Genomic DNA, 12678 nt, shown 5'->3' on the forward strand with positions numbered 1-12678 from the left:
GTGTTCTGGCACTTCCAGCGCCAGAATGGCGCTATGACGAGTGTGCAAGTCAAAGATGTTCCCGAGGAGGTCCATGCCGTGCTGCGCCGGCGTGCGGCGGCGGCGGGTCAGTCGCTCCAGGAGTATCTGAAGGCTCGACTCATCGCCGAAGCTTCGACACCCACGGTCGACGAGGTACTCGATCGGGCGGGCGGCCGGGCGGGAGGCCGGTTGTCGTTCAGCGAAGCGGTTGAAGCGCTGCAGGCCGATCGTGATCGTCGTTGACGCCAGCATTCTGCTCGTCGGTCTCGTAGACGATGACGCTGATGGCGATGCTGCACGCAGGAGACTCCGAGAGCAGGTGCTGCTCGCCCCGGATCTGGTCTACCTGGAGGTCAGCTCGGTCTTGCGTCGTCATGTGGCGGCCGAACGTCTCGATCGGCGGCGCGCCGAGTTGGCGCTGGAGGATCTGCTCGCGCTCCCTTTGCGCACCGTAGAGCACCTACCGCTCGTCAAGCGAATCTGGCAGCTACGTGACACCGTCACCGTCTATGACGCCGCCTACGTGGCGGTTGCGGAGCACTTCAACGCGCCTTTGATCACTGGCGATGCACGACTTGCGCGCGCCCCTGGGCCCACCTGCACTATTGAACTCTTCCCACCTGAGATCTAGCTCAAACTGACAAGCGGCCGCGAGCGTCTCCAGAGCGTCAGTCGTCGGACCGGCCGAACATGGGGGCGACGGTGTTGCGGAAGGTCGAGAGCGCCGAGCCGATGGCCATGTGCATGTCGAGGTATTGGTAGGTGCCGAGCCGGCCGCCGAAGACCACGCGGTCCTCGCCCTTCTGCAGCTCGCGGTACTTGAGCAGACCGTCGCGGTCCGCGGGCGTGTTGACCGGGTAGTAGGGCTCATCACCGCTCTCCGCGAACCGGGAGAACTCACGCATGATGACGCTCCGGTCGTCCGGATAACGGTCGGCGCGCTCGGGGTGGAAGTGCCTGAACTCGTGGATGCGGGTGTACGGCACCTCGCGGTCGGCGTAGTTCATGACTGATGTTCCCTGATAGTCCGGGACGTCGACGACCTCGCGCTCGAAGTCGAGGGTGCGCCAGGACAGCGAGCCCTCGGCGTAGTCGAAGTACCGGTCCACCGGGCCGGTGTAGATGATCGGGACCTGCCCCACTACCGCCGCCTTGTTGACGGGCTGCGAGGCATCGAAGAAGTCCGTGGAGAGCCGGATCTCGATATTCGGGTGATCGGCCATCCGCTCCAGCCACGCCGTGTAGCCGTCGACCGGCAGACCTTCATGCGTGTCGTTGAAGTAACGGTTGTCGTAGGTGTAACGGACCGGCAACCGGGTGATGATCTCGGCGGGCAGCTCGGTCGGATCGGTCTGCCACTGCTTGGCCGTGTAGTCGCGGATGAAGGCCTCGTAGAGGGGGCGGCCGATCAGCGAGATCGCCTTCTCCTCCAGATTGGAGGCGGACGCGGTGTCGACCTCGTCGGCCTGGGAGGCGATCAGTGCACGCGCCTCCGAGGGCGAGTAGGCCGAGCCGAAGAACTGATTGATCGTGCCGAGATTGATCGGCAACGGGTACACCACATCACGGTGGTTGGTGTAGACGCGATGCTGGTAGGAGGTGAACGCCGTGAATCGGTTGACGTACTCCCAGACCTGCTCATTGGAGGTATGGAAGAGATGCGCGCCGTACCGATGGATCTCGATTCCGGTGTCGGGGTCGTCCTCGCTGTAGGCATTGCCACCGAGGTGATCGCGCCGTTCCACGATCAAGACCTTCAGGTCCAGTTCGCGCGCCGCGCGCTCAGCGACGGTGAGTCCGAAGAAACCGGACCCGACGACCACGAGGTCGGGATTCATACACTCTCCTGGCTAGGTGGCAACCTGAGCAGTCTAGCCGGACGTTGCTGGGCTGCTCGCACCCCGCGATGCCTCGTACGTGGAGCGTTCCGTTGCCAGAACACTCCCCCGCCCATCAGCGGAGGCTCCCAAGTACTATCAGCCCATGTATCGAAGGCTTGTTCCCGGCACGCGGATAGGACGACTGAGCGTTGCGGGTATCGGCGTCCTCGTCGTCACCATCGCAGCGGTTCTTCTTCAGCGAACCTTCGATGACGTGGCCTCGGCTGTGCTCGGCGGCATCGTCGTCGCCCTGCTCGCGATCGCGATTCTGCGCATAGAAATGCACTCACGGCGCATGGCGGGCCGTCTGCACGAGATCGAGGGCGTCCGGAACGCCGTCGCCGACGTACAGAAGGCTGCCGATGGCATCAGTGGGCTAGTGCGTACCCAGAGAGACAGCAGCCTTGCTGGCATCGCAGAGCTCTCCGGCCACGTGTCGAAGCTCGATTCCGCACTTGCCGATCAGCGCAAGCTGACCGACTCTATCAAGACCTACATGGCGACCCGAAGCGGCGTTGAGCAGAACTACCGTCAGATCCAGGCGATGCTCAACCTCTTCTCCATGTTCGACATAGAGGGGGAGATCCCCCCCATGCGCGGCTGGGCGGCCTCGCCAGACATCACACTCTATCTCGTCGAGATCGTACGTCTTCAAAAGCCTCAGCTCATCGTCGAATGTGGCAGTGGCGTCTCGACCTTCTGGTTAGCCAAAGCGGCCGAGAAGTACTCCCCTGATTCACGGATCATCTCACTCGATCACGAGGCAACGTTCGCGGCGAAGTCGCGAGCCCTCCTCGATCGTCATGGGCTCAGTCACTTCGCTGAGATACGAGACGCGCCCTTAGAGAAGAACGGCGAGACCCAGGCATGGTACTCACCGGCGGCGTGGCACGACATCGAGAATATCGATCTCCTCTTCGTCGATGGCCCGCCCAAAGACTCCGGACCGCTAGCCCGCAGACCAGCTCTCTACGCGCTCGCAGACAAGGTCAGTCGCGACGGCACGATCGTTCTCGACGACGCGAAACGGGACGAGGAACTCGCGATCTTGAAGGAGTGGAGTGAGAGCTTCCCTGAGTTTTCACAGGAGATCCTGAGCGTTGAGAAACACGCTGGAGTCCTGCGTCGAACTCCATGAGTCCATGAGGCGTTGCTCCCAAGCAGGGCGACCCGGGCGCCCTTCTCGTGGCCCTCTTCCCGCGTACAGCAAGCAGGGGATCAATGCCCAAAGGCCATGTGCCCGACGCGCCATGAGTCCACCCATGGGGTCATCCCCAGTGGGAGGGAACAGCCCTGAGCTGCGGACTTGTGACGACCTTTAGGATCAGACTCGTGAAAACAGCAGCTCAGGTACTCGTCTTTCCCGCTTGGCGAGACAACCCTTTCCTCAATCTGCTGAGTCTGAGCGCTCGGTCTTCCGGCTACCGATTCCTCGACGCTACGAACTTCAACAAGCTGCTCGAGCAAGCCGACCGGCTGCAGGGCGGCGATATCTTCCATCTGCATTGGACGTATCCGCTGCTGCAGAACGCCCCATCAGAAGAGGAAGCCCACGCTCGACTATCTCAATTCTCTGAGATGTTGCGGTCCTTGAGGCAGCGCGGAGTCACGATCATCTGGACGATCCACAATCGCATCCCCCACGAGTTGCACTACAGAGAACCTGAGATAGAGCTGCACCATCTTCTCGCCTCGGAGGCCGACGCCATTCACATCATGGCTCCCGATACTCCCGCGGTCATGTCCGACGTGGTGGAACTCGACCCAGCCAAGATCCATGTCATCCCGCACCCGAGTTACCAAGGCGTTTACGACGTGGGGGTTGATCGTGACGCCGCTCGGAGTTCTTTCGGCCTAGAGGCCGACGACAGGTCGGTGCTCTTCCTCGGGCAGATCCGTCCTTACAAAGGAGTTCAAGCCCTCATCGAAGCAACGAGCTTGGCAGCGAAGACCAGCGATAGCCGGCTCGTGCTCATGCTCGCAGGGGTGGTCAAGGATCTTCGCGTGGAGGACTTCATCGCTGCGATCCCAGATCATCTGTCGACCCGGACCTTCTTCGACTTCGTCCCTGACGGGGATCTTTCACGATGGTTCAGAGCCGCCGATGTCGCGGTGTTCCCGTACCAGGCGATTCTCAACTCCGGCAGCGTCCATTTGGCGGCGACCTTCGGTGTTCCCACACTTCTACCGGGCGAAGACCACCTGCGTCGGCAGTTCGGAGACGAGCCCTGGGTGGCCTTCTTCGACAAGCAGCGCCCCTCGGAGTCCATCGCCGAGCTGCTCAATGACCCGGATCTGTTCAAGGACCTGAACGAGCACGATTTCACCCGCTTCACCTCGCGGATCGGCCCCTGGGACATCTCACGTCAGTACCACCGACTGATCGACAGGTATGCCTCGGGGCCGCTGTCCGATCAGGCGTCGGGGCCTCTACCCACGCCACGGCGCAAGCGGTCGCGGAGGATGATGAGGGATCGTTTCACCGCACGGGGCGCCCAGTGACGCCGTCGTCGCGTCAAGACCACCCGTCCGATGCGCCGATAGAGAAAACTGTCCTTCGCGGCATACTCCGGTAAGCGGGTCTCGCCTGCCGCGAGGACTGTCGTTCCGTCGGTGAACTGCAGCGCCGGCACCAGCGAGTGGTGCAACGGCACCGATCGAACCGAGAAAGTCGCACGCCAGTCACAACCGCCATCGTCGGACGGCCTTAGTTCTAGCTGAGCGGCGGTGACCACCGTTCGAGGATCGGCGTCGACATTGATCAAGACCGGAACAGCCTCGTTCGCGTGGCCCGAGTGATGTCCTGCGAGTGCTAACGTCTTCACTCCCCCAGCCATCGTCGTGACGGTCGCGTCAATCCGGTCGGCGCTGCGGAATGCTTGATCCTCCGTGCCCGGCAGTCGCGTCTCCGGAACGTACCGGAGGAACGAGTCGCTGAAGTGTCGGCGGACAACGTCCACGAGCAGGAGACGCTCGGCGGGGTCTTCTCGCAGGTCAGCCGATGCGAGAACCGCGGTGACACGATCGGTGACCGCCTCACGGTCCTCGTCGAGGATCAACCCGTGACGAGCTGCGCATCCCAGCGCATGCGACCAGCGACCAGCCCCCGAGGCGAACGTCTTGGCTGCAGACATCTCCCCGAGAGCCGCCAGCTGCACGGTCACCCTCTTCGACATGGCGATGAGCGGCGAGGGCGGCGGCGCGAACTTCAGGAGTTCAGCAATGGCGTTCGCTATCACCTGATCGTCATCTGACGGTTCCGTCCAGTCGTTGAGGAAACGCGCGATGTGGACATAGGTGTCTCGATCATAGATAAGCCTCTTGTACACATCACCGAGGTCATCGCCTCCATGAGCGGACAGCATTCGGGCGCACTCGAGCTCTTGTCCGAGGTAGCTCAGCATGGAGGTCGTCGACGTGGCCTGAGCCGTCATGGAGCTGCCACCGGGGCGCTCTCGATAGAGATAAACGACGTCGTCGACGATATCGATCCTGCGAGCCGCCAGGTAAGCGGTCACCATGGGCACGATGTCATTCGATCGCGGGACATCGGGAAAACGTATCTGGTTCTCCTCCCACCACTCGCGCACGAAAGCCTTGTTCCAGCATGGCCTGCTGTAGAGCAGTGTTGGTTCGTCAGTGAACCGGATGGCGGTCTGGGGACGAGAGAATGCCTCCATACTCCGCGTGGGACGCCAGGTGTGGGCTGGTCGGAACTTGAGGTAGTCGCCGAACGCGATATCCGAACCGCTGGCCTCCAAGCTGGCGACCAGAGCCGCATACGCCCCGTCGGGGATGAGGTCATCACCATCGCAGAAGATGAGGTACTTACCCCGCGCGTTCTCGACACCGAGGTTGCGCGCCGTTCCGCCTCCTCGTCCGTCTGTCTGCAGGAGGGTTAGACGCGCATCCCTGGCGCTGTAGTCGCTGACGATCTGCCGCGTCCTGTCGGTGGAATGATCGTCGACGACGATCACTTCCATGTCGTCGACATCTTGACCGAGCACGGAGTCGAGCGTCTCCTGCACCCACGGCTCAACGTTGTGCGTCGGAATTACCACGGTCAACGCGACGCCGGTACCACCCACCTGCGTCAATCGATCCGACACTCATGCCTCCAGACATCGTCGACCATCACGCTCACCCGGCGATCTTATACGCCGCTCATCGTCGACTCGCCTGCCTGTTACCGAACAGCATCGTGGATGCTCGGCGCTCCGGAGAACGTCCATCCACCTAGACTCGCCGCATGTCGAATTTCCTGGTGATCCGACACGCTCGTCGTCGACGCAGAGCCATCGACCGGTGGCTCGCTTCCCACGCCGCACGATCGGAAACCTGGAGCACTGAGTACGGCAGCGAACGACTCGTCATCGTCAGCAGGGAGGTCGACTCGAACGTTTCCAGTGGTGGCTTTCATCGCGGAATCGCCATCACACGTGATGCTGTCGCCTTTGAACATTCTCGCCTCGTCGGGGAAGCTTCTGCTGCTTCGTTGCCATCGGCTGGCAACATCCCCCCGCCGCGATTACGGTCAGACGCGATCTCTTCGGTATGCAGAAGCTGCTGGCGACATCGGGAAGAGGGTTCAGCGCGGCCAGCGACTCCCTTGTCACCTTGGCGTCCCTGCGTTCAGCGCTCGGCGAAAAGGTGTCCACGAACGAGCAATCGCTCTGGGCACGCTCCATCCTGACCGCCGCTACGACCCAGCAGATGAACGATGAGACGCTCATCTCGGAGATCCGGTTCATTCCGCCTGGACTCGACATCGATCTTGGATCGCAGACCTACAACATGACCGAACCAGCGCCGCCCGTCCTGCGCGACAGCGGACGTCCATACCGGGATCTGATTCGAGAAGCCGCGTTGGATCTCGCCAGCGTCTTGCAGTCACTCACCACCGCACGCGCTCACGTGCAGCTGGGATTGACCGGTGGCTACGACTCTCGGGCGGTACTCGCCGCGGCCCTGCTGGCACAGGCAACCGTGACCAGTCATACACAGGTGCACAATGCTGAGCAAGCACGTGATCGCGAGATTGCCGTCGCTCTCACGACGACGTACGACCTGCCCTTCGAAGACGTTGTGGTACACGACGCTCGGGGACCGGGAGATGCCCTCACGCTCTGGGGATCCTCCCTAGCCGGGGTCTACGACGGATTCCTGCCCGCGGGACCCTCACTGCCTTTCGGACCTTTCCGGGTCTACCTCAACGGGGTCGGCGCCGAGATCGCTCGCCCCAGCACGTGGCCGTGGGCCCATTGGTCTACCTATGCGCAGTCGAAGACGCCACCAGGTGAACACGCCCCGCCCACAGCCATCGAGGAGTTCTTGAGGGCGGGCCACCGGGGACTGCGAGTCGCTGGGCTCGAGGCCGATGACCCCATCGGCGCGCGCCATATGTACGCCATCTACCGGTGCGGCCTTCACGCCGCCTCTCCCGTGGCAACCCTCACGCCGTTGACATTGAGCCCCCTCGCATCGAGATATCTCGCGGAGGCCGGTTATCTCGAGCGATCCAATCGCCTGATCACCGACCTCACCATGCTCCTCTCACCAGAACTTGCCGTTCAGCCGTACGGTGATCCCAGCCGAACGTTGACCAAGAGCGCGGTGGAACAGCGGCTCAGCGAACTCGGCGGCCCGATCGGAGAATCTGAGATACCTGAACGCGGGGTCAAGGGCTCGCATGAGTCTGTCGTCCGTGGTCCCAGCCAGTTGGCGTTATCGGTGGCGAAGAGCATCGGTTTCACAGGCAACTATCATGAAGCGCCCGATTGGATCGACGATGACCTCGATCTGCTGCCAGCGCCACTGCAGCCGGTCTACAAGAAGCTTCACGCCAACGGTTTGTGGCGCGCCAACAAGTCCTTTGGCGGGAAGATCCAACCCTCTGGTGCCTCATTACCCAAGGTCGCCAGTCTTCGCCTACTACGACTCGCCTAGCAACCGGGTTCTCAGGCGCAGCGGAGTAAAGCACTGGCCTGTTCAGCAACAACTCGTAGGGTGAGGAGATGAATGGCTTCGACGCGTACCGGGCTGGCGGACACCACGCCGTCCACGGCTGGATGCAAGCCGGCCTGCTGGACTTCTTGACGGCAATCGATCAGCACCAAAAAGAGATGGGCGTCGACGGCGCCGTCGCCGAGATCGGCGTGCACCATGGTCGTCTGTTCATCGCCCTCCATCTGTTGCTGAGCGACGGTGAGCGATCAGCTGCCTTTGACATATTCGACTCTCAGGAACTCAACATCGATCAGTCCGGTTTCGGAGACCGCGGCGTCTTCGAACAGAATTTGCGTTTGCATGCTCCGAGGACGGCGGACCGAGCACTCATCGTCCCGGGCGATTCCATGGAACTCACAGGCGCTGGCGTCCTCGAACGCCTCGGCACCAGGGTGCGGCTCTTCAGCGTCGACGGCGGGCACTGGGCCGACATCGTCTGCCACGATCTTCATACCGCAGCCGATTCGCTCAGCCCGGGCGGCGTCATCATCGCCGATGACGTGTTCAATCAATCCTGGCCGGACGTCTGCGTGGGCTTTCTGCGGTTCCTCTCCGAACGACCGGAGTTCGCGCCTTTCGCCGTCGGCTACAACAAGGTCCTCGTCGCGCGGGCCGAAGACGCCCCGGCATTCCTTGAACTCATCGCGGCGCGCAGCGCCGAACTCGGGGACCGTTCGAAACGCCAGGAACTAGACGGCCATCCAGTTCACGTGATCGGCATGCCGAAGCCACGTCCTGTACTCGGCAATGCACCGAAGCCCGCACCTCGGCGGCGCTGGCTCGGGCTCAAGGCGAGGTGATCCGACGGTCACGGCAACCGATCGGCCAACCGTTCCGCCAGGATGGGACCGAGCGTTCGTGCGTAGGTGGCGGTGATGTGGTGGGCGTCTCGGTAGACGATCACATTGCCGATCACCGTGGGGCACTCACCATCACGGCAGAAAAGGTCTCGAGTACGGACTACCGGCACATCGGATCGTTCCGCAGGTGCGACGAAGACATCCCCGGCGGCGAAGCCTTCGGATTCGGTAACGACGCAGGCATTGTCCACCAGCTCCTCGGCGGAACTTGCGACTACACAGTCCGCCACCGATTCAGGTAAACGCGGGTTGTCTTCGATCACCACGACCTGCGTTCCCCGCTGCTCGAGCATCTCCCAGGCGTCTAACGTAGTAGCGATCGATTCCTCGGAGACGCGCCCGCTGGGGTTGCCACTTGTCGCGAGGAGGACATCATAAGGCTCAGCTTCGAGCAGATACTCTTCCATCTGCGCCATCCGAGAGCCACAGGCTTCCTCACTGGCCGGCAGCCCCCACACACAGCCGTTACCAGTGAAGGTGTCGATGTGCCAATTGCGTTCCTCCAGTTGCGGCTCCAAAGCCGGAATCATCATGGCCGCATGTGAATTACCCACAAGGGCGATGCGTAGCGCATCGGGCTGTTCCGAGCCGATCGCGCAGGTAGTGACGTCGACATCATCGGCTGCCGCGTAACAGGCATAAGCGCCACCTGTGTCGGAGAGCAATCCTGCGCTCGTCGGTACGAGAAGGTCGGCGTCGGGCTCGCACGCGGCCGCATCACGCAAAGCCGCCTCAGCGCCAAAGCAATCGGCGTCGTCCATCAGCCGAGATTCCGCTTCCGCCTGACGTTGGTCAGCCCGTGCGGCCTCTGCTCGAGCCGAAACGAGACTCGCCGCGGCGACCACGAGAACTCCTAGGAGAAGAAGGGTTGTGCCGATGCGACGACCGCTTGTTGTCCCCCCGAAGCGGATCTGGAAGGGGTTCTCCACCAACCTCACCGTGAGCCAGGCGAGCACGACCGAGCTGCCGATGATCAGAGCCCCCGGGACCGGCCCCACGTCGTGACTGCCCGACTCGTGGCGATACAGGATGAGCAGGGGCCAGTGCCACAGGTAGATGCCATAGGACAGGCCACCCAACCACACCATCGTCGGCCGAGACAGGAGCCACGTCGCATGACCCGGTGTGTCTCTCCCCCCGCCCGCGAACAGGATGAGCGTCGCTCCGGCCACTGGCCAGAGGGCCACGTAACCAGGAAATGAGGTAGCCACTGGCAGGAGCACACCACACAACAGCACGGCGGCCAGCCCGGTCCATCCGAGGAGCCACGAGACAGCCGGAGCGAGGATCACCCGGGCCAGCACGAAGGCTGTCATCGCTCCAACGGCGAATTCCCATCCTCGCGAGAAAGCGCTGAAGTAGGAGAAGGGCTGGTTCACCGCAGTGAACCAGACCGAGTAAGCGAATGAGAGGAGCGCGATAATCACGAGAAGCACGGCGGCGATGCTTCTCGTCTTCCGCCGCAGTTTCAGCGCGACAGCCGAGGCAAGGAGGAAGATGACTGCCCAGGTCACATAGAACTGGCCTTGCACCGACATCGCCCAGAAGTGCTGCACTGGCGTGTGGGGGTCATTCTGGTCGAGGTAGTCGACTGCGCTGAAGGCTAACTGCCAGTTCTCGAAGTAGAGCGCGGAGGCGAAGATCTCTCGGAACGACCGATCTCTCAGGGCCTCCGGGACCAACACCCAGGTGGCCACCAAGACGACCACCAAGACCACCAGAGCCGGCGGAAGAAGCCGTCTCAGCAGCCGCCCAAGGAACATGAACGGTCTCACGCGGCCGAATCGGTCGATGTGCCCGAGAAGCGTGGTCGTGATCAGAAAGCCTGAAACCACGAAGAAGACGTCAACACCGCCGGAGACCCCACCGACCCAGATATGCCAAATGGCGACCAGGAGTGCGGCCAGCGCACGCAAACCCTCGATCTCAGGGCGGTAGATGCGATCCGAGCTGGCTTTCGAACCCGGTCGTTCCAAGGTGTCCGTCGCAGACATCCGCTCGAGTTCCCCCTCGACTCGAAAACGACACCGACGTTACCAATGCTATCGCCGCCTTCGTCAGACCCCTCCTTCCGAGGCCTCGCAGGGTCCGGCAAGCGGGCCCCACACCATGTCATCGAGTACGGCATGCTCCGGGGACACCAGCCGGGTTGCCCGGGCAACCCAGTCTCCCGCCCTGAAGAAGAGGAACCGTTGATCAGGTATCTTGAGTGCGGCATGCGGTTCGCGGAGTATCTCGACGTCAAATGTTTTGAAGGGCATCTTTAGCACATGAAGTCACGTGTGATCGGATGCGGCTACCTCGGAGCCGTTCACGGCCCATTGATCGCGTCGTTTAGCCGCAACGTCGTCGGCGGGGACATGGACGATGCGAAAATCGGCGAACGTCTTGAAGGCGAAGGGGCGGACCTGTGCCGCGTCGACGCGACAGTCGAAGCTCTCACCCTCCACCTTCATCCGGACGACGAGGCCGCCCGGAAGTCCACCGTGCCCGCCGGTACGGCCCAACAACTCACAACCACCTCGCCCACCGGCGCCCGCATGGTAGGGAATCCAGCGTTTCCGCGAGAAGGATTCGCCGCTGAGGAGAAGCTCGCCACAGAATGGGTCGGGGTCCCTGCTCTCGATCCAACCGGAAGCGCCGCTTGCGTCGCACGCCAGGTGCTCATTGACGGACGCAACACCCTCAATCCCGCTAGCTGGCGCGAGGCCGGCTGGACCTATCACGGACTCGGACGGTGACAGTGCAACCCGACGCCCAGACTCCCCAGGTCTCCATCGTCGTTCGGACTAAGGATCGCCCTGCACTACTGCGCCGGGCGTTGCGGAGCATCACTGCTCAGACGTTCGAGAGATGGGAGGCAGTCATCGTCAACGACGGCGGCGACCCTACAGCTGTCGATCTGGCGATCCGCGAACTGCCCGAGCATCATCGTCAACGCGTCAGCGCACTCCATTCGAAGACCTCGCGCGGGCGCTGGGTGAGCGCCAACGCCGGCGTACTCGCAACCAGCGCTCCCTTTCTTGTCCTTCACGATGACGACGACACCTGGGACCCGGAATTCCTGAACCTCGCCGTCGACTATCTCGATACCCACCCCGAACGCGACGGGATTGTCTCGCGAATCGAAATTGTCTGGGAAGAGGAACAGGACGGTCAGCTGGTCGCCACCGATCGCACCATGTTCCAAGGTCAGCTCTCGGAACCGATGCTCGGGGATGAGCTACTTCTCAACCGCTTCGTTCCGATCGGCTTCCTCTATCGGCGCAGCCTCCACGAGGAACTGGGCCTGTACGATGACCAACTTCCCGTGGTGGGAGATTGGGACTTCAATCTCAAGGTCTTGACACGGGGGCCGCTGGAGTACCTCGGAGATACTCCCTATGCGTACTGGCACCAACGTCGCGGACACAGCGGCGCCTCGGGGAATAGCGTCATCGCGGCAAGCGGCGATCACAAACGATTCGATGCGCTTGTTCGTGACCAGGCGCTGCGTCGATACATCAATGAATACGGGCCAGGACTGCCTCTATACCTGAGCAAATTCATCGAAACCCAACTCAGAGAGACCAAGGGTCGCCTACACAAGGAACTGCGAGCAGATCTACGCCGAGATCTGGTGGATCTACGACACGATATTCGCGAAGACCTGCGCAACTCCAGTGTGTTGATAAGGGCCTACGCCAAGATCCGGCGGATATTCGGTCTGTCTTCCTAGGCCCCGTGTATAGACTCGTGGACCGCTGCATGCTTCTATTGGGAGAATCCGTTTATGGTGATGACGGGATGGCTCCGATGATCCCACGTTTCTCGGCGCCGATGCGTTGTTCACCTCACCTATTGACGGTTCGATCAGCGCTGCGAGGCACAGAAGTGGCAGAGCACTCCCCATCATCTGCTCGGGTGACCCC

Annotated in this window: 11 protein-coding genes; 8 read left to right on the plus strand and 3 right to left on the minus strand. The window is 62.1% G+C overall.

Annotated elements, in window-relative coordinates; all coding sequences use genetic code 11:
* The first annotated feature begins 33 nt into the window (after positions 1-33).
* Both BHE97_RS17315 and BHE97_RS17320 read left to right on the plus strand, forming a co-directional pair.
* Complete coding sequence (locus tag BHE97_RS17315) at positions 34-264, plus strand: hypothetical protein (protein ID WP_087625362.1); 231 nt, start codon at positions 34-36, stop codon at positions 262-264.
* Positions 251-652 (plus strand): type II toxin-antitoxin system VapC family toxin, encoded by a 402-nt coding sequence (locus tag BHE97_RS17320; RefSeq protein WP_087625285.1) that lies wholly within the window; start codon positions 251-253, stop codon positions 650-652. Before BHE97_RS17315 ends, BHE97_RS17320 begins: the two co-directional genes overlap by 14 nt.
* A gap of 37 nt (positions 653-689) precedes the next feature.
* Here BHE97_RS17320 and glf read toward each other — a convergent pair whose 3' ends face one another.
* Positions 690-1859, minus strand: coding sequence for a UDP-galactopyranose mutase (gene glf, locus BHE97_RS17325; RefSeq protein ID WP_087625286.1), 1170 nt, complete (start codon positions 1857-1859; stop codon positions 690-692).
* 145 nt (positions 1860-2004) lie between these two features.
* Here glf and BHE97_RS17330 point away from each other — a divergent pair, with 145 nt between their 5' ends.
* Positions 2005-3039, plus strand: a complete 1035-nt coding sequence (locus BHE97_RS17330) for a class I SAM-dependent methyltransferase (protein ID WP_087625287.1) — start codon at positions 2005-2007, stop codon at positions 3037-3039.
* A 194-nt stretch (positions 3040-3233) separates the two neighbouring features.
* Positions 3234-4403 carry a glycosyltransferase family 4 protein gene (locus tag BHE97_RS17335; protein ID WP_087625288.1) on the plus strand — a complete coding sequence of 390 codons (1170 nt, stop codon included), beginning with the start codon at positions 3234-3236 and terminating at the stop codon, positions 4401-4403.
* Here the strand turns inward: BHE97_RS17335 and BHE97_RS17340 are convergent.
* Entirely contained in the window at positions 4316-6010 is a 1695-nt protein-coding gene (locus tag BHE97_RS17340) for a glycosyltransferase family 2 protein (RefSeq protein WP_087625289.1), read from the minus strand. The genes BHE97_RS17335 and BHE97_RS17340 overlap by 88 nt on opposite strands.
* A gap of 541 nt (positions 6011-6551) precedes the next feature.
* Here BHE97_RS17340 and BHE97_RS17345 point away from each other — a divergent pair.
* Complete coding sequence (locus BHE97_RS17345; RefSeq protein WP_236757763.1) at positions 6552-7847, plus strand: hypothetical protein; 1296 nt, start codon at positions 6552-6554, stop codon at positions 7845-7847.
* A gap of 68 nt (positions 7848-7915) precedes the next feature.
* Positions 7916-8707, plus strand: coding sequence for a class I SAM-dependent methyltransferase (locus tag BHE97_RS17350; RefSeq protein WP_087625291.1), 792 nt, complete (start codon positions 7916-7918; stop codon positions 8705-8707).
* 8 nt (positions 8708-8715) lie between these two features.
* Here BHE97_RS17350 and BHE97_RS17355 read toward each other — a convergent pair whose 3' ends face one another.
* A complete protein-coding gene (locus BHE97_RS17355; RefSeq protein ID WP_087625292.1) occupies positions 8716-10761 on the minus strand; it encodes an acyltransferase family protein in 2046 nt (681 codons plus the stop codon).
* 276 nt (positions 10762-11037) lie between these two features.
* On the opposite strand from BHE97_RS17355, the gene BHE97_RS17360 reads away from it, so the two are divergent.
* Together BHE97_RS17360 and BHE97_RS17365 are read left to right on the plus strand one after the other, a co-directional pair.
* Positions 11038-11508, plus strand: a complete 471-nt coding sequence (locus BHE97_RS17360; protein ID WP_087625293.1) for a hypothetical protein — start codon at positions 11038-11040, stop codon at positions 11506-11508.
* Positions 11505-12485 (plus strand): glycosyltransferase family A protein, encoded by a 981-nt coding sequence (locus BHE97_RS17365; RefSeq protein ID WP_170931483.1) that lies wholly within the window; start codon positions 11505-11507, stop codon positions 12483-12485. Before BHE97_RS17360 ends, BHE97_RS17365 begins: the two co-directional genes overlap by 4 nt.
* Positions 12486-12678: the final 193 nt, after the last annotated feature.

It is taken from the genome of Aeromicrobium sp. PE09-221, from assembly GCF_002174305.1.
Taxonomy (GTDB): domain Bacteria; phylum Actinomycetota; class Actinomycetes; order Propionibacteriales; family Nocardioidaceae; genus Aeromicrobium.

Coding starts and splice junctions, on each gene's coding strand:
- BHE97_RS17330 (WP_087625287.1), top strand. CDS start 2,005: ATGTATCGAAGGCTTGTTCCCGGCACGCGGATAGGACGACTGAGCGTT.
- BHE97_RS17355 (WP_087625292.1), bottom strand. CDS start 10,761: ATGTCTGCGACGGACACCTTGGAACGACCGGGTTCGAAAGCCAGCTCG.
- BHE97_RS17350 (WP_087625291.1), top strand. CDS start 7,916: ATGAATGGCTTCGACGCGTACCGGGCTGGCGGACACCACGCCGTCCAC.
- BHE97_RS17360 (WP_087625293.1), top strand. CDS start 11,038: ATGAAGTCACGTGTGATCGGATGCGGCTACCTCGGAGCCGTTCACGGC.
- BHE97_RS17315 (WP_087625362.1), top strand. CDS start 34: ATGACGAGTGTGCAAGTCAAAGATGTTCCCGAGGAGGTCCATGCCGTG.
- glf (WP_087625286.1), bottom strand. CDS start 1,859: ATGAATCCCGACCTCGTGGTCGTCGGGTCCGGTTTCTTCGGACTCACC.